General features: G+C 56.0%; 4 protein-coding genes. All 4 read left to right on the plus strand.

Annotation, left to right across the window (positions count from 1 at the left end):
* The first annotated feature begins 101 nt into the window (after window positions 1-101).
* The 4 genes from J5224_RS18455 to J5224_RS35570 all read left to right on the plus strand — a co-directional run bounded on the left by J5224_RS18455 (window position 102) and on the right by J5224_RS35570 (window position 19,027).
* Window positions 102-1,766, plus strand: coding sequence for a ShlB/FhaC/HecB family hemolysin secretion/activation protein (locus J5224_RS18455; RefSeq protein WP_264626745.1), 1,665 nt, complete (start codon window positions 102-104; stop codon window positions 1,764-1,766).
* A 51-nt stretch (window positions 1,767-1,817) separates the two neighbouring features.
* Complete coding sequence (locus J5224_RS18460) at window positions 1,818-17,039, plus strand: hemagglutinin repeat-containing protein (protein WP_264626746.1); 15,222 nt, start codon at window positions 1,818-1,820, stop codon at window positions 17,037-17,039.
* A gap of 1 nt (window position 17,040) precedes the next feature.
* Complete coding sequence (locus J5224_RS18465; protein WP_264626747.1) at window positions 17,041-17,253, plus strand: DUF4926 domain-containing protein; 213 nt, start codon at window positions 17,041-17,043, stop codon at window positions 17,251-17,253.
* Window positions 17,254-17,362: 109 nt separating this feature from the next.
* Complete coding sequence (locus tag J5224_RS35570; protein WP_319802456.1) at window positions 17,363-19,027, plus strand: VENN motif pre-toxin domain-containing protein; 1,665 nt, start codon at window positions 17,363-17,365, stop codon at window positions 19,025-19,027.
* The last annotated feature ends 6 nt before the right edge of the window (window positions 19,028-19,033 follow it).

A 19,033-nucleotide genomic window follows, 5' to 3' on the forward strand; every position in this document is an offset into this window, starting at 1 on the left:
CAAAAAACATTAATCACAATGCGCGTTGTTAACAGCGTGCATTGTGATTTTTTGATTTTATTTATCTCTCTGATATTAAATAAATTTATCATGGATGGCGTATGCAATACCCTTTGCAGCGATGGTTTTTATTACTTTTGCTTTTCTCCTTTTTTGTCCGCGCTGTACCTTTAACGCCGGCGGAGCGAGGGGAGATCTCGCAGCGACAATCTGACATGATTGAGCAAGCGCAGCGCCAGCGTGAAGAAATAACCCGTGCCAATCGTGTTGAACCTATCGCGCTGCAACCAACGCCTAGCGTTAATAGCACCTGCTTTACCATTCGGCAGATCGAATTTGTTAATAGCACTTTATTATCGACACATAATAAACAACGTCTGACAGAAACGTATATTAATCGTTGCCTGAATGTTAATGATATTAATCGGCTGATCCATGACGTCAGTAATTGGTATATCACCCAAGGGTATGTCACCAGTCGTGCTTTTCTGCGTGAGCAGGATCTCTCCTCCGGAATATTGACCTTAATGGTGTTGGAAGGGCGCATTGAAGCCATCACGATAAACGATCGTGAAGAGCGTGCGCTGAGAATGGCAATACCGGCCAGGAAAGGGGATATTCTCAACCTTCGCGATCTTGAGCAAGGGATGGAGCAACTCAATCGCCTTGCCACGCAACAGGTCAAGATCGATATTCTGCCCGGCGAGCAGCCAGGCTTCTCTCAGGTAAAACTGACGCGTCAGACGCGCGTGCCGCTCTCTGGCAATATCGCCTTTGATAATAGCGGACAAGAATCAACGGGTGAGCATCAGCTTAACGGCGGCCTGTGGGCAGATAATGTCTTGGGTCTGGCGGATCAGTGGTTTATCAGCGGTGGGCAGAGCAGCGATTTTATCGATGCGCACCATGCCCGCAGTCTGCAAACCGGCGTGTCATTGCCGTATGGTTATTGGAACATCAATTATGACTTTGCTAAAACGCGCTATCGCAATGATTTTTTGAATCGCGATTTTCTCTGGCGCTCTACCGGCGATACCCAAACTCACCGCGTTTCACTTTCACGCGTGGTTTTTCGCAACGCAGACGCAAAGACCAGCCTGTCAGCAGGGATGACGCACCGCATCGCGCATAACTACATGCAAGATGTACTGCTGCAATCCAGCAGTCGTCGGTTGAGCAGTCTGGTGTTTGGCGTGAATCACAGCCAGTCGCTGTGGGGCGGACTCGCCACCTTTAATCCGGCCTTTAGTCGCGGTGTGCGCTGGTTTGGCGCACAAAGCGATGCGGGCGTCACGGCGGATTCTCCCCGTGCGCAGTTCAATAAAATGACGCTGGCGACCAGTTACTACCTTCCTTTAAGCGACACCGTCAACTACCTCACCAGTTTCTACGGCCAATATTCACCCCATCCGTTATACGGCAGCGAGCAAGTGACGCTGGGTGGAGAGAGTTCGGTTCGTGGTTTTAAAGAACACTACCTGCTGGGCGATCGCGGCGGCTACTGGCGTAACGAAATCAACTGGCGTGCGCGGCAGATCCCCTATTTGGGGCAATTAACCCTGACCGCTGCGCTGGATGGCGGTCATCTGGTCGCCACCCGTGCCGGCAGTGACGCTGCGGGAAACCTGTGGGGCGCGGCACTCGGCATGGGGCTTGCCAACAGCCATCTTTCACAGCAAATCACGGTGGGGTGGCCGCTCAGCCATCCGGATTGGATGAAGCCCGACGCGGTAGTGGCGTATTACCGCGTTGGCATCGCTTTTTAAGCGTCAGTATCTCTTTTAATCAACGCACCAGGTGCCTTCAAGAGGTCAGGGATGAAAACGATTAACACTGCGCAACGCTATATGGCTTATCTCCTTATGGGATTGATTGCCTGGCAACCGTTGTTACCGACCTTTGCGGCAGGCGTCAATGTGGCGTCAGGTAACACTTCGGTTGAGAAAGCGGGTAACGGTGTGCCGGTTGTCAACATTGCGACACCCAATGCGGCAGGCGTTTCTCATAACCAGTATCAGGACTTCAACGTTGATAAAAAAGGGCTGATCCTTAACAACGGCACCGACTCGCTTACCGCCACCCAACTTGGTGGCCTGATTCAGAATAACCCCAACCTGAAAGGTAAAGCCGCCGACGCCATCATTAACGAAGTGGTATCAACACAGCGCAGTCAATTGGCGGGATACCTGGAGGTGGGGGGGAAACAGGCCAGCGTGATTGTTGCCAACCCGAACGGTATTACCTGCGATGGCTGTGGGTTTATCAATACGCCTAACGTGACCTTAACCACTGGCACGCCGCAGTTGGATGCGCAGGGGAACGTGCACAGTATTAACGTGCAGCGCGGCGATATCACGCTCAGCGGGCAAGGGCTGGATGCGAGCAAGAGCGATTATCTGAGCTTGATTGCCCGCACCGCGCAAATTGATGCCGGGCTGAACGGTAACGATGTGCGGTTGGTGTTAGGGGCGAATCAGGTCAAGGCTGACGGTTCGATAACGGCACAAACCGCACCGCAGGATGGCGTGAAAGTGGCGCTGGACAGTGGCGCATTGGGCGGCATGTACAGTAACCGTATCGTACTGATTTCCAATGATAAGGGCGTAGGCGTCAATCTGGGTAACCTCAGTGCCCGCAGCGGTGATATGACGCTTTCGGCGAACGGAACCTTGCGCGTCGGCGATGCAGTGGCGCAGGGCAACTTGAGCGCGACCGGTGATACGGTGGTGCTACAAGGCAAGCAGCAGGCCGGTGGTGCACTAACCCTGAGTGCGCAACAGGATATCAGTATAAAAGACGCCTCGCTGCGTGCCGGAAAGCACATTGATGCGCAGGCAGGCGGAACCTTGCAGGCTAGCAACAGCACGCTCAGTGCCGGTGTGAATGCCCAAGGCGTGGTTGGCGATGAACATAACCTCAAATTAAAAGGTGACAACGTCACCCTTTCATCAACCCAACTCGCGGCGGGTAATGTGGCGGTGCAGGCAACAAACGCCCTCACTCAGGATGCGAAAAGCGGCATCAAGGCGGGCCGACAACTGACATTGCAAGGCAGCGTGGTCGCGCTGGCCGGGGAGGCAGATGCACAGGATATTCAACTGGTAGCACAGTCGCTAAAGGGGCAATCCAGTGCGAAGTGGCAGGCGAAAAAGGGGGCAAACCTCACTCTGACAAAGCAGGGAGAATGGGTAGGTGCGATCACGGCGGGTAATGCCTTGCAGGTGGACGGCGGGGCACTGACCCAGCGCGGTACGCTCGCCGCCAACAGCATCACGCTGCAACTGAATGCCTTGACCAACCTCGGGGATATCGCTGCGTTGGGCGATCTTTCCTGGCAGGGTGCAACCCTGAATAACCAGGGATCTTTGGCTGCCGGTCAGACTTTTCAGCTTCAGGGCACCACGTTAAGCAATGCAGGAACACTGAGTGCCAGTCAGGCGCTGGCGTTGGAACTTCAAGGCGTATTGGATAATCAGGGCCATCTGTTGGCCGGTGATGCGCTTGCGTTGACGTCGCTCAGTATGCTCAATCAGGGCAAGGTGCAGGCGGATAACATCACGCTTAATGCCCAGTCTCTACAAAACCAGGGAGATGTCATTGCCGAGCGGCAGCTTGAGGTACAGGCCGGGACGCTGGACAACGCGGGTGTCCTCAATGCTCAACGGCTGATTGCCCTACAGGGCGGCACGCTGAATAACAGCGGTACGCTGAGTGCAGGCGAGAGAATGACGTTGGTGCTGGAGAGCGCATTGACCAACCGAGGGATGGTGCAGTCCGGGCACGATTTGCGGGTACAGGCCGGACACCTCGATAATCAGGGTACGCTGAGCGCGGCAGACCTCCACCTGACGGCGGATACCGCGCGCAATCAGGGCAACGTGCAGGCGATGCAGGATGCTGACATCGTGGTGGCGGGCGCGCTAACGCAAACCAACGTGGGAACGCTGTTGGCAGGCGGACAACTGGCGCTCGATGCCGCGACGGCGGACACGCAGGGCGACATTCAGGCACAACAGTTTGTGATGAAAGCGCAGCGCTGGCTGCAACAAGGTAGCGTCAGCGTTCGTGGTGACGGTGATATTCAGGTGGAGGATTGGCGCAACCAAGGGCAAATGGTGCTGGGCGGCAACGGCGTGCTGACGGGCGCGTCGCTGGTGAACACCGGCAGTTGGCAATCCGCTGCATTCGTCTGGCAGGGTGACACCCTTAGCAATCAGGGGCGGCTCCACGCATTGGGCGCGCTGGGCATCACCGCCCGTGAACGCGTGAGCAACAGCGGTTCGATGCTTGCGGCTAATGCACTCGATCTGGTCGCGCCTACGTTGATCAATGACGGCGACCTGCAAGGGCTAACGTTAAGCGCGGCGGGAACCTCGCTCACCAACCGTGGACAGATGGCAGGGGCAAACCGTCTGTCGATCACACTGAACGGTGACCTGGACAATCAGGGTGTGCTGATGGGCTCCGAGGTCCTCACGCTCGCGATCGATGCGCGATTAAATAACGTCGGAGACCTGCTCAGCCAAGGAACGATCGTGGCCGGGGCACGCCAGATCAGCAATGACGGGCAATGGCAGGGCAACGTGCTGGCGCTAACGGCGGAAACGCTACGCAATGCGGGCACACTGCTGGGTACCCATGCGCTTACGCTGAGTGTTACTGCGGCGTTGGATAACCTCAAAACCGGGAAGCTGCAATCGCGTGGTAGCGCGGTGCTGCATGCTGCGCAGATAACCAATCAGGGTGAGTGGCAGGCAGAAAACATCGCCCTGACAGCGCGGGCGCTGAGCAACGACGGTGCCATTCAGAGTACGGATACGCTGACGATCGCAGTGGACGATGCGATGGACAATGCCGGGATGCTCAGCGCCGGTGGCATCACGACACTGCGTGCCGCCAATGTGAACAATCAGGGGGCTATCTCCAGTCATGGCGCAGCGCTGTTTGAAGCGCTGTCGTTGCAAAATGACGGCAACATCACTGCCAACGACAATCTGACGTTGCACGGCAACTACCAAGGCAACGGTTCCCTCAGCACGTCGGGGCAGTTGGCGCTTCAGGGGGAGCGGCTAAGCCAAAACGGTGAGTGGCAGGCTGATAGCCTGACGTTGAACGCTGCCCGTTTCACTCACAATGGCACGTTACGCGCCCACGTGGTTGAGATGTCGCTGACCGATTTGTTCAACAACGGCCAGATTGATGCAGACCACACGATCGCGCTGACGATGGGCACCATGGATAACCGTGGCAGCGTCAATGCGGGTGACATGATGTTGCGTGCAACCGCGCTCAGCAACAGCGGTACGCTCGCCAGCCTGCGGGCAATGGAACTGCATCTGACCGATAGCGCAGACAATAGTGGCGTTATCACGGCGCAGGGCGCGGTGGCGGTAACATCTGGCCGAATCCAGCAGGGGGGCACGCTAGAAGGGCAACGCATGACGCTGAATGCTGCCTCGCTCGACAACCGCGGCAAATTGCTGGGTGTGGAAGCGTTAACCCTGCATGTCACCGACGCTATCTTCAACAGCGGCTATTTGCTCAGCCAGGGCGATGCCAGCATTCAGGCAACGGCGCTGGAGAATAGCGGGCAGTGGCAGGCAAACCGTATTGATGTCAACGCGGCGCGCATGGCCAACAGTGGCAGCGTGCTGGGGGGCGCTGCGTTGATGCTGACGTTAACCGAGCGCTTTGATAACAGCGTGTCCGGCAAACTGTTTAGTCAAGGCATTGCCAGTATCACTGCGGCAAACGTAGCCAACCTCGGCGAATGGCAGGCGTCACAGCTGATGGTGCAGGCCAACCGGTTTGATAACCAGGGGCGCATGCAGGGCGATGCACAGTTAAGCATTGAAACGAACACAACAACGGCACCTGCCACCAAGCGTATTGCCACGCTGGGTGCGCAAAGTGTGCAGCCTACCTTAACCAATCAGGGCACGCTGATATCCGGCGGTGAATTGCACCTGAACGGACAACAGATAGAAAACCGCGGTACGTTGCTCAGTGAGGCGATGCGTATTGATGCGCATTCACTGCGTAACCACGGCGATATTGAAGCATTAACGACCCTGAATGTTGAACTGAGCATCGGTCTGAATAATCACGGTGCCATCAGCGGTAAAAATGTGGCAATTACCGCCGATCGTATGAATAACAGCGGCGATATGTCTGCCAATACGCAGATGATGCTGGCGGTAGCACAGGATCTGGAAAACAGCGGCACCCTCTACAGCCAACTACTCGGTGTTGATGCGCTCAATCTGCTCAACGATGGCAAGGTTACCGGCGCAACCGCGCTGGAAATGCGCCTGCGCGGTGACGTTTACAATAGCGGTACGTTGGCTGGTCGCCTGCTGATGCTTGATGCCAACGCATTGAATAACGATGGCAACATGGTCGCTACCGAGAACGGTTATCTGCACCTGCAAGCGGCACTGAACAATCGCGGTTTGATCAGCGGGCAGGGTGCGTTGCGCATCGATGCCAGTCAGGTACAGCAAGAGGCCACGTTGGAAGCACAAGCGCTGACCCTCAACGCGGATACGCTCGACAATAACGGTACGCTGCTCGGTGTGGATGCGCTGACGTTGGCGATTACGGGTGAGGCGAAAAACAGCGGCAAATGGCTGTCGCAGGGCGAAAGCGTCATTCAGGCCGCACGTTTAAATAATCTGGGTACGGTACAGTCGGATCGTCTGCGCGTTGATGTGCAGCAGATGGAAAATGCGGGACAAATGCTGGGTATCACGGCATTAGCCCTTGATGTGCACGGCGGGCTGACCAATCAGAAAACCGGCAAACTGTTATCGCAGGGCGTGGCGACGCTGCATGCCACGGATGTCACCAATCTGGGGGAATGGCAAGCTGATAGCCTGCTGCTCAGCGCCGCGCGCCTCACCAATAGCGGGCGCATTCAGGGTAACACCGCGTTGGCGCTCGATCTCGGTGCCGATCCACAAAGTGCATTGCGCAATCAAGGCCGCCTGCTTTCCGGTGGCAGCAGCCACCTGACCGCTGCGCTGATTGACAACAGCGGCGTGATTTCCAGCCAAGGCGTTAGTGAGTTGACGGCTAATAGTTTGCTCAACAGCGGTGACGTGGTTGCCAGCGAAGGCGTCACTTTGCAAGGTAACTACCGTGGCACGGGCACGCTTTCCACCGACGGTCAACTGACATTCCGTGGCGACACGCTGGAAAACGCCGGTGCCTGGCAAGGAAAAACCCTCGATGTGCGCAGCCTGAATCTTACCAACAACGGCAGTCTGCTGGGTGAGGACGTGACACTGTATGCAGACAATGTCACCAATCAGGGCTCGCTTACCGGCGTGAAAGCGATGCGCCTGCTGCTCGATGCAGGGCTTAACAACGCAGGAACGATCAACAGTTATCTGCTGACACTGAATGCTGAGAACATCGAAAACGACGGCCAGATCAACGGCATTGATGGCTTTACGCTGCTCGCAACCGGTGCGCTGAATAACACCCGAAATGGCACGCTGTATGGTTCAGCATTAACACTCGGCGCGGGTTCGCTCGATAATCAGGGCGATATCACCGGCGTCGATCGTCTGGATCTCACGCTTGAAGATCGCCTCGATAACCGCGGCTCGCTGAACAGCAACCACCTGACTGCACAGGCACAACAGGCGGAAAACCGTGGCACGCTAACCGGCGTTAACGTGCTGGATATCACGCTGAATAAGGCCTTCACCAACGCGGGCACGTTGCAAAGCAAAGCCCTGACGCTGATTGCCGATTCGCTGACTAACTTTGGGCAACTGACTGGGTATGACACCGCCTCGGTGCGCCTGAACCAGACGCTGGAAAACAGCGGCAACATCAGCAGCCAACGCTTGGCGATCGCGGCACTTTCCGCACTCAATCAGGGCCAACTGCTGGGCGTGGACGACGTGCAACTGACGCTGCGGGAGCAGTTGGATAACCGCAGTCAGATTGGCGGCAGCGGCACTGTGCAGGTGACTGCCAATAGCGTGCAACAGGCGGGTTCACTGGAAGGGCGGCAGGTCGGCATCAATGCCGAGATCTTGGATAATCAGGGAAAGGTGCTGGGGCTGGATGCACTGACGCTCAACATCGGCGACCGATTAACCAACCGTCAGAATGGCAAACTGCTCTCTGCCGGGCTGGCAACCTTCAATGCGGCGCAGGCGGTGAATCAGGGCGAATGGCAAGCCAACGCGCTGGTGCTGCAAGGCAACCAGTTGATCAATACCGGACGCATTCAAGGCGACCAAGGTATTGCTGTGACGCTCACTGCGGCGGCTTCTCCCAGTACCTTGTTGAATCAGGGCACGCTGGTGAGCGGTGGCGACAGCCAGATAAGCGCTAACACCATCGAGAACAGCGGCACCCTCTCCACGCTCGGCAAGGCGACGCTAACGGGCGATACCCTGCTTAACGCCAGCGATATTATCGCTGACGGCGCATTAACCGTAAACGGCAACTATCAGGGCGTGGGACGGCTTGCCACCGGTGGCACGCTGGCGTTGACCGGTGAACACCTGAGCAATCAGGGCCATTGGCAGGGACGAGATGTTACGCTAACAGGCAGCACCTTCGATCTGCAAGGCGCACTGGTGGGGGCACGGGATATCACCCTGACGCTGTCCGATACGCTGACTGTCGGTACCAACGGGCAGATGTTGGCCGGTGCCACACTGAATGCCCACGCGCAAGGCATCAATAATCGCGGTTTCTTGCAGGCCAACACGTTAGCGCTGACGGCGGATGAGGTGCGCAATCAGGGAACGCTGCTCGGTAAACAGCAATTTCAGCTTGATGTGGCCACCGGTTACTGGGGCAGTGCGCTCTCGGCACTGCTGAGCGATGGGCAAGGCGCTATCAATGCTAAACACCTCGAACAGGATGGGGAAATCGCGGCGCAGCACCTGACGGTCACCAGTGACACGCTGGATAACGGTGGGCGTCTGTTAGGCGTGGAACGGTTAGACGTGACCAACGCAGGCACACTAACCAACCGCGCAGGCGCTGAACTGCTCAGCCGTGGCGATGGGGTAGTGCGCAGTGGCAGCATCAATAACCTCGGGCTGATGCAGGGCAATACGCTGCAATTACAGGCTGAGACGCTGGATAACGCCGCGCGCATACAGGGAACACACTCCCTCACGCTGACCGGGTTGAGCCACTATCGCGGGATACAGAATGGACAACTGCTGAGTCAGGGGCGCGCCACCGTTGCCGCGCAGCAGATGGATAATGCGGGCTTGTGGCAAGCGGGCACGCTACAGATTGATGGCAACGCTCTTGAAAACAACGGGCTACTGGCCGGGCTCAACGGCATGACGCTCCAGGTTGATCAGTTGCGCAATCAGGGAGAATTGTTCTCACAAGGCAGCATCAACGGCACCGGCACGCGCTTTGATAACGCGGGCCTGTTGACTGGGCTGAACGGTTTCGATCTTCGCTACAGCGATCAAATCAATAACCTGAGCAATGCCCGGTTATTGAGCGGCGGTGACGGCGTACTGAGCACCGGGCGCTTTAGCAATCTGGGGCTATGGCAGTCGGACACGCTGCATCTCACCGCACAGCAGGCGGAAAACCGGGCGCAACTGCTTGGGGTGAATCAGGCCGATATCACCCTGAGCGGGAATTTTGTTAACACCAGTACCGGTGAAGTGGCGAGCGGTGGCGTGCTGACGTTCGCAGCCGACGCGGTAGACAATGCGGGCACGGTTCAGGGGCAGCAACTGCTGCTCACTGCACAAGAGGTGACAAATCAGGGCTCGTTGCGCGGTCAACAATCGGCCCAGTTCACACTGGGTGGCACGCTGCGCAATGCTGCCGGAGCGGTCATCAGCAGCGACGGTAGGGTGCGCGCTGACGCAGCGGCAATCGACAACCGGGGCACAATTAACGCGACCACTGTCGATCTACAAGGGGAAACGTTCAGCAACGCCGGGCTGATTCAGGGCAGCAATGACGTGACGCTGGCAGGTCACACTACGCTCACCAATCAGACCCAAGGCCAAGTTCTGTCCGGCGGCAACGCCATACTGATGGGGGATGTGCTCAACAACCTGGGGTATTTGCAAGGGCGAGGGCTGTCGGTGCAGAGCCAGCAACTAACGCAGCAGGGCCAGATGGTGGCGCAGGAAAAACTCAGCCTGCATATCCCGCAGTGGCGCAATCAGGGCACGTTACAGGCGCAGCAACTGGAGATCGTTGCCGATCAACTGGAAAACCAGGGCACGTTGCTCGGTTTAACCCAGTTGGCGCTGCATACACAGCGTTTGACCAACCTGCAAGGCGGTAAAATCTTCAGCGCGCAGGATCTGCTGCTTGAAACCGCCGAACTGGACCAACAGGGCCAACTGCTGGCGCTGGGTAATCTGGATGCCACCTTTACTGCACCGCTGCTGTTTACCCAGCAGATGGCGGCGGGCAAACGCCTGTCAGTGACGGTTAACGGTGATTTCGATCAGCGCGGCGCGCTGCAAGGTGACGCCGTGCTGCTGACCAGCAGCGGTAATTTCAGCAATCAGGGCGCGATTGTGTCCGGTGCCGGAGCATCACGCATTGCCGCGCACGCTTTCCAACAGGCAGAGGCGGGCAGCATTCAAACCGGTGGCGACCTGACGCTGGAAAGCGATACCACCGCAACCAATCACGGCTTTATCGGCGCCGCTGGCGATCTGCTGGTAAAAGCGGGTGGCGCGTTGGAAAACACCAGCCTGCTCTACGCGGGCGGCACGATGCGGCTGCTGACGGACAGCGTTACCAACCGCCTCGGCACCATTCTGGCGGGCAAAGACCTGTGGATTCAGCGCGACGCGCAGGGCAACGCCAACACCTCAGTGCTCAACAGCTCTGGCACCATCGAAACACAAAACGGCGATATCACCATTGTCACTGGCGATCTGACCAATCAGCGGGAAGGGTTTGTGGTGACGGAGACGGAAGTGGATGTCTCATCTCAGGAGATTAAACCGACGGGGACGACGTTAGTTTTTCGTACTGAGCAGCTTAGGAATAGAGGTTCTGGGTATTATGACCATAGTGAATATTTTCCTGGAGACAATAATGAAGACTCAAGTTATTTTGAGGATACTTGGGTACCAGCAATTGCAAAAGAATTCCAAAAAATAGAATACATTATATCAGATAAAGAAACTAAGGTGGTATCTCCCTACCTATCTGGAGAAATAAAAGCAGGTGGGAGTATCTCCATAGGTTCGAATAACTTTGAAAATATAGCCTCAGTTTTTGCAGCAAATAAAAATATAAATATTCGCAGTAATAATTTAAATAACGCTTCATATCACTCTGGTCATTCCAAAGAGTATGCGGTTTATAAATTCACCGGCCCTGAGCCAGATTTATTGTATGACAAGTATCTATGGGAAATGGAACATAATGCTGACTATTGGAGCAATGTATGGGGGCCTCGTGGGAAAGATGATTATGTTACGTTTTATTTAGAAGGCACCCCAACCCTTGAAATCACCAACGGCCAATCCTACAACACCCTAATTCAGGCTGGCGGCACCATTTCCGCCAATGTAACTCACGATATCAGCAATACTACGGTACAAGCGGGTAACGGCAATTATACGCCAACCGTCGTTGCCCCTACGTTGGCATCCACCCAAGCACTTTCCGGTGTGCAGCAGCAAAACGCCAAAGCGTTGTCAGGAAAAACCACCTCAACTACCACCACATTGGTCGATCTGCGCAGCGCGCCGGGCAGTTCCGCCACGCTGTCGGACTCAAGCGCCGCGGTGACGGCAGCCGGAAAAACGCTGTCACTGACACCGGTCAGCCACACCGCGCTGAATACTGACACTCTCACCACCGGCAATAGCCAGATTAGTGCTCCGCAGCAGGGGATCACCGCGCAAACGCTGACGCTGCAAGGGCCGGGGCAGGCACAAACGGCGCAAACCGGCGGCGCGATCCAGCCGATAACGGGTGGCGCACTTAGTGCTACCGATACGCTGAGTAACGGACCGGCGGCGACCCATACCGACATTACGCTTGCGCAACCTAACGTCGTGCCGGTGTCATCGCAAACCAGCGCAACGCAGACGCCGATTGCGGTGGCGCAACCGGGCAGCGTCACCCTCGATCCGCTCAAGCCGCAGGTGGAAAATGTTTCAGGCACCGCGCCGTTGTCGCCTAACGCACTGCTGGCCGAAATTCAGAACGGGCTGCAAAACCTGAATAACAGCGCGCCTGTTGACTACCCACTGCCGACTGGCGGCAATGGACTGATGGTGCTCGATCCGGCCAGCGATAGCCGCTATTTGATCCACACTAACCCCAAACTGGACCAACTGGGGCAGGTGGATAACCAGTTGTTTAACGACCTCAATGCGCTGCTGGGGCAGAAACCGACAACCGCACCGCAGATTGAAACCTCCAGCCAATGGACCCAAGCCGACAAGGTGCTGGGCTCAGAGTATCTGCTCGGCAAACTGAATCTGGATGCGGAACGGGATTACCGCTTTTTGGGCGATGCCGCCTTTGATACCCGCTATATCAGCAATGCGGTGTTGAGCCAAAGCGGCACGCGCTATCTCAACGGTATGGGCTCCGATCTGCAACAGATGCAATATCTGCTGGATAACGCCGCCAGCGCCCAACAGGCGCTGAACCTGAATCTGGGCGTGAGCCTGAGTGACGCGCAGGTAGCACAACTGACGCACAGTATCGTGTGGTGGGAAAACGTCGAGGTCAATGGTCAAACGGTGCTGGCACCCAAGCTATATCTGGCGCAGGCGGATAAAAGCAATGTGCAGGGCAGCGCCATCGTCGCCAATAATATCGATCTTAAAGCCGGTGGCAGCGTCACCAATAGCGGCACACTCAAGGCAGTGGAATTATTGGCAATTGCCAGTGGCGATAAGATTGATAACCAGCAGGGGGGAATTATCGCCTCCGATGGCGGACTGAATCTGGTGGCGCTGAATAACATCACCAATACCAGCAGCCAGATCAAAGGTAATCAGGTGCAGTTGGTGAGCGTAAATGACGATATCGTCAATGAGACGGTGACGCGCCAGTGGCAAACCGCCGCCGGAAACGGTGCGCTAACCTACACCGGATTGGGAAACACCGCCGCCATTAGCGCAGCGGGCAGCCTGAATGTGTCCGCAGGCAACGACATTCGCAACACGGCGGCGGCGCTCAGTGCGGGGCAAGACATGACGCTGGCTGCAGGCAACAACCTGTCGCTGGAATCCCTGACGCTCACCAATAACCGTTTGGATCAGTTCGGAGGCAGTACAGCGTCAACGCGCAGCACCACCGTGCAGGGTAGCGAGATTCTGGCGGGCAACACCTTTAGCGCCACGGCAGGTAAAGACCTGACGGTTGATGCCAGTCGGGTAACGGCGGGCAGCGGCCTGTCCTTGACGGCCGGGCAGGATATCCTGCTCAGCGCGCAGCAGACGCTGGCGGAAACGGCCAGCCGCAGCGGTGTGAATGCGATGCAGCGCACCAATCAGGGCATCAGTGCTGCGCAATTGTTGAGTGGTGGTGACCTCTCGCTGAAAGCAGGGCAAGACATCACCGCACAAGCCGCCAGCCTCAATGCGAAAGGCAATGCGGCGCTGGCGGCAGGGCAAGATCTGAATCTGCTTTCTGAGGAAACGGAAACCTACAGCGCCAATAATTGGAAACGCCATGCCGATTGGCAGCGTTCCGAAAAACAAGAGAGCACCACGGTCACGGCGGCAGGCAACCTGGCGCTCAGTGCGGGCAATGATATCAATCTGCAAGCCGCACAAGGCACGGCCAGCGGTGCATTAACAGCGCAGGCAGGCAACAACCTCAATCTGGTCTCTGCGACGGAAACCGAGCACACCTTCTTTGAAGAAACCAAGGTCAAAAAGAAAACGTTTTCCAAAACGGTCACCCGCACGTTGCGAGAAACCGAACAAACTAATGAAAAAGGCAGCTTGCTGTCTGGCGACAGCGTAACCCTTGCCGCCGGTCAGGATGTCAATCTGCAAGGCTCGGCCATTGCTGGGGATAAAAACGTGGCGATTGTGGCCGGGAATGACGTCAACACCGCCGCCAGCGTGGAAAACTACCTGAATTATCAAGAATACCAGAAGAAAAAGAGCGGCCTGATCAGCAGCGGTGGCATTGGCTTCACCATTGGATCCACCTCGCTGAGCCAAAAAATGCGCGATCAGGCGGCGACGCAAAGTCAAAGTGTCAGCACCATCGGCAGTACCGCCGAATCGGTCGATATCAAAGCCGGGCAGCAGGTGCGTATTGAAGGCACGGATATTGTGGCGAAAAAGGATATCCGGCTGGAAGGCAGCGACGTCAGCCTGCAACCCGGCTATGACCTGCGCAAACAGCAACAAGAAACGGTGCAGAAGAGCAGTGGCATCACCATCGCACTTTCTGGTGTGGTCGGCTCCGCGCTTAACAGCGCCGTGCAAAGTATTCAGGCTGCCACGCAGGAAAGCGATAGCCGTTTGGCGCTGCTGCAAAGCATGAAGGCCGGGTTATCGGGCTATCAGGCCTATCAGGGCACCCAGTCGGATCTTAACAACAAAGGGGAGAACGCGTTTGTTGGCGTCAGCATCTCCCTTGGCGCGCAAACCTCGAAATCCAGCCAAAGCAGCGAACAGCAGCAAAGCTTTGGCACCACGCTCAATGCAGGGCAGGATGTGGCGATCACGGCGCGCAGCGGCGATGTGACGGTTGCAGGCAGTCAGGTCAAAGCGGGGGGCGATATTGCCCTTAACGCCGCGCAAGACGTCAAACTGCTCTCTGCGCGCAACACGGAATCGATGGAGGGCAGCAACAAGAGCAGCGGCGGGGCCATCGGCGCCAGCATTGGGGTCGGCAACAGCGGTTTCGGTGTCAGTATCTTCGCCAATGCCAACGTCTCGAAAGGACGGGAAACCGGCAAAGGCAATACCTGGTCTGAAACTACGCTGGATGCGGGCGACAAGGCCACATTCAACGCCGGACGCGACACGCAACTGATTGGTGCGCAGGTAGGCGCCGAACGCATCGAACTGGTGACCGGGCGCGATCTGCTGCTGCAAAGCCAGCAGGACAGCGAGCGCTACGACTCGAAACAGACCAGTGCATCCGCAGGCGGCAGTTTCACCATCGGCTCCATGACCGGCAGTGGTTACCTGAGTTTCAGCAAAGACAAGATCCACAGCAACTTTGACAGCGTGCAGCAGCAAACTGGGCTGTTCGCTGGCAGCGAGGGCTACAGCGTCAAGACCGGGGCGCACACCCAACTGGATGCCGCGGTGATTGGTTCCACCGCCAGTGCGGATAAAAACGCACTGGAAACCGGCACGCTGGGCTGGAGTGGGCTGGACAACAAGGCGGACTTCAAGGTAGAACATTCGGGAGCGGGCATCAGTATGAGCCCGTCGATGAATGGCAGCCTGCTCTCTTCGCTGGCGATGACGATGCCTTCTGCACTGATGTCGCTTGGCAACAAAGGCAGCGCGTCGAGTACTACCTATGCGGCCGTCAGTGACGGCAGTCTGCTGATCCGCGATACGGCGAAGCAGCAGCAGGATGTGACCACGCTGAGCCATGACGTAGAGCATGCCAACAATGCTCTGAGTCCGATCTTTAACAAAGAGAAAGAGCAACAACGCCTGCGCCAGGCCCAACTTATTGGGGAAATTGGCGGTCAGGTGATGGATATTGTGCGCACGGACAGTGAGCAGCGCGCACTGAAAGCGGCAGAGGATTCAGGAAAAGCGGGGCCGCGCCCGGCAGAGGGTGCCAACGATAGGGATACCGATAAGCAGTGGGCGGAATACAAGGCTAAACTGGCGGATACGCAAAGCTACAAAGACGTGATGAAGCAATACGGCGTCGGCAGCAGCTTCCAACAGGCGGCGCAGGCCGCGACGGCGGCAATACAGGCACTGGCGGGCGGCGACATCAAGCAGGCGATAGCGGGTGGTGCCGCACCGTATCTGGCTCAGTTGGTGAAAGATGCCACGCTGCCCGTTGGGCGTGAACCCACAGCGGAGGAAAGAGCCGCCAACCTGATGGGCCACGCGGTCGTTGGTGCTGTGGTAGCCCAGCTTTCCGGCAAGGATGCGGGCGCGGGTGCGCTGGGTGCGGCGAGCGGTGAGTTGGCCGCTGAGGTTATCCGCCAGAAGGTGTTTGATGGTAGAGACGTAAAAGATCTGTCGGAGAACGAAAAGCAATCCCTCAGCGCGTTATCGACGCTGGCAGCAGGTCTGGCATCGGGATTGGCATCGGGTAATACGGCGGATGGCGCGAGCGGTGCGCAGGCCGGGCGGAATGCGGTTGAGAATAACGCTTTGGGAGCCGATGCCGGGACAGCGTTAGGGTTCTGGCTAGGCAAAAGCGACGAATGTGGTGTTGCCTGTAGGGCAGAGATTGCGAAAGGTATTGCTGAAGGTAATCTCGTGGTATCAGCCGGTGTGGCAGGTATTGCCGGGGGTGCAATGATCGTGGGGGCCACGCCGGAAATCGTGGCGGCGGCAAAAGCGGCACTGGAAGGGTGTAAGGCTGCACCGACGATTTGTCTGAACAATGCCGGATTGCAGGTAGCGGAAGCTGTTACACCGGGAGGTGTTGGGGCTGCTGGGGCGATCGGGGTTGGCAAGACGGTTGCAGAAGCAACGGTGGCTAAGGCTGAAGCTGTGGCAGCTAATGCAGCTAAAAATGCTGGAAATACCACAATTACAAACGTGGTTAAAAACACAGCAGAAACACAAGCAAGCATTGACAAAAAATTAACCACTTACTTGTTAGAAAAGGAGCATCCTGCCGGCGGAAGCAAAGCAGAATGGTTCGATAGCGCTCTTGGTTTTAACAAAACAAATTCGAAAGAACTTGCAAAACAAATTATTTTTGATCCTAACACTGCTATTAAAACAGCAGAAACCCAATTCGGTACTAAGTTTGACCAGTTAATACCAATAACTGGTGCAAATGGTAGAACGATTACCGTTAAGGTTGGCTGGATCAAAAATAATGATGGTGTTATTAGGCTTGTAACGGCTATCCCGGCTAAAAAATAAAATGCGTTTTGGTATTAATTTTATGATCAGAGAATATGATGGGATTAAAGCAACAAGAGATCTATCTGACCGCGTACTAAAAGGATGTGTAGGCGCCGTTGTCATGATATATCAAGAACCTACTCTAGGTTACGAAGTGGAATTTTTCGATAAAGAAGGCGATACACTAGAAGTATTAACAGTTTATCCTGATGATATTGAATCGTTAAGGTAGCTGATTTTGTAAAACCTTAAAAAACCCCGGCCCCTAAAAAGGCCGGGATTTTTTTGCCTGTCACTCAGCCACAGGCAGTATCATCAATTGGCCGAGCTCAACGGTGATTATGACTGGGCTGGACAACAAGGCGGACTTCAAGGTAGAACATTCGGGAGCGGGCATCAGTATGAGCCCGTCGATGAATGGCAGCCTGCTCTCTTCGCTGGCGATGACGATGCCTTCTGCACTGATGTCGCTTGGCAACAAAGGCAGCGCGTCGAGTACTACCTATGCGGCCGTCAGTGACGGCAGTCTGCTGATCCGCGATACGGCGAAGCAGCAGCAGGATGTGACCACGCTGAGCCATGACGTAGAGCATGCCAACAATGCTCTGAGTCCGATCTTTAACAAAGAGAAAGAGCAACAACGCCTGCGCCAGGCCCAACTTATTGGGGAAATTGGCGGTCAGGTGATGGATATTGTGCGCACGGACAGTGAGCAGCGCGCACTGAAAGCGGCAGAAGATTCAGGAAAAGCGGGGCCGCGCCCGGCAGAGGGTGCCAACGATAGGGATACCGATAAGAAGTGGGCAGCGTACAAGGCTAAACTGGCGGATACGCAAAGCTACAAAGACGTGATGAAGCAATACGGCGTCGGTAGCAGTTTCCAACAGGCGGCACAAGCTGCGACGGCAGCAATACAGGCACTGGCGGGCGGCGACATCAAGCAGGCGATAGCCGGAGGTGCCGCACCGTATCTGGCGCAATTGGTGAAAGATGCCACGCTGCCCGTTGGGCGTGAACCCACAGCGGAGGAAAGAGCCGCCAACCTGATGGGCCACGCGGTCGTTGGTGCGGTGGTAGCCCAGCTTTCCGGCAAGGATGCGGGGGCGGGTGCACTGGGTGCGGCGAGCGGTGAGTTGGCCGCCGAGGTCATCCGGCAGAAGGTGTTCGATGGCAGAGACGTAAAAGATCTGTCGGAGAACGAAAAGCAATCCCTCAGCGCGTTATCGACGCTGGCAGCAGGTCTGGCATCGGGATTGGCATCGGGTGATACGGCGGATGGCTCGAGCGGTGCGCAGGCTGGGCGGAATGCGGTTGAGAATAATTCGCTGGGGTTGGCTGTACGAGGTTGTGCTGCGCTCTCACTTTGCCGAAGCAAGATTGCAGAGCAATTGCTGGAGATTGGAGCAAAAGCAGGTATAGCAGGCTTGGCTGGAGCAGCTGTCAAAGACCTGGCCGATAAGATGACATCCGATGAATTGGATCATCTCATCACGTTGAAAATGATGGGTAATGATGAATTAACCGGGAAGTACCTTAGCTCGCTTCAGGATAAGTATGCGCCTCCTCATACTGGTGGTGATCAGATCGCCGGGGCAGGTCCAAGCAATACGGGCGGGGATCAATTACCAGTACAGGGTGTAAATCATACAGGTAACAATAATGGCCAGACTGATTCGGGGCCAAACAATACCGGTGGGAATCAGGCTGTAGACCCGTTACCAAACAATACTGGTAGTACCGAGGCCGTACCTGACCAGCCTAATTATATGGTAAGCGATGGGCATGATAATGGTGCGGAAAAGCCATCTAGCATAAAGGTTGCTGATGATAAATTCTTAAAAAATAATGGAGTTGATGCGCACCAGATCAAAAAGGATTTTCTCGGTGCTAAGGCAGAAATAAAGCTTTATGACATTTATGTTGATAAAGATAGTGGGCAGTTGTGGATTTTTAGAAAAGGTGGGAAAGGCGAAGGTATCCCGACTGGCGAATTTATTAATAAGTAGGGGGGT

It is taken from the genome of Candidatus Symbiopectobacterium sp. NZEC135, from assembly GCF_025962695.1.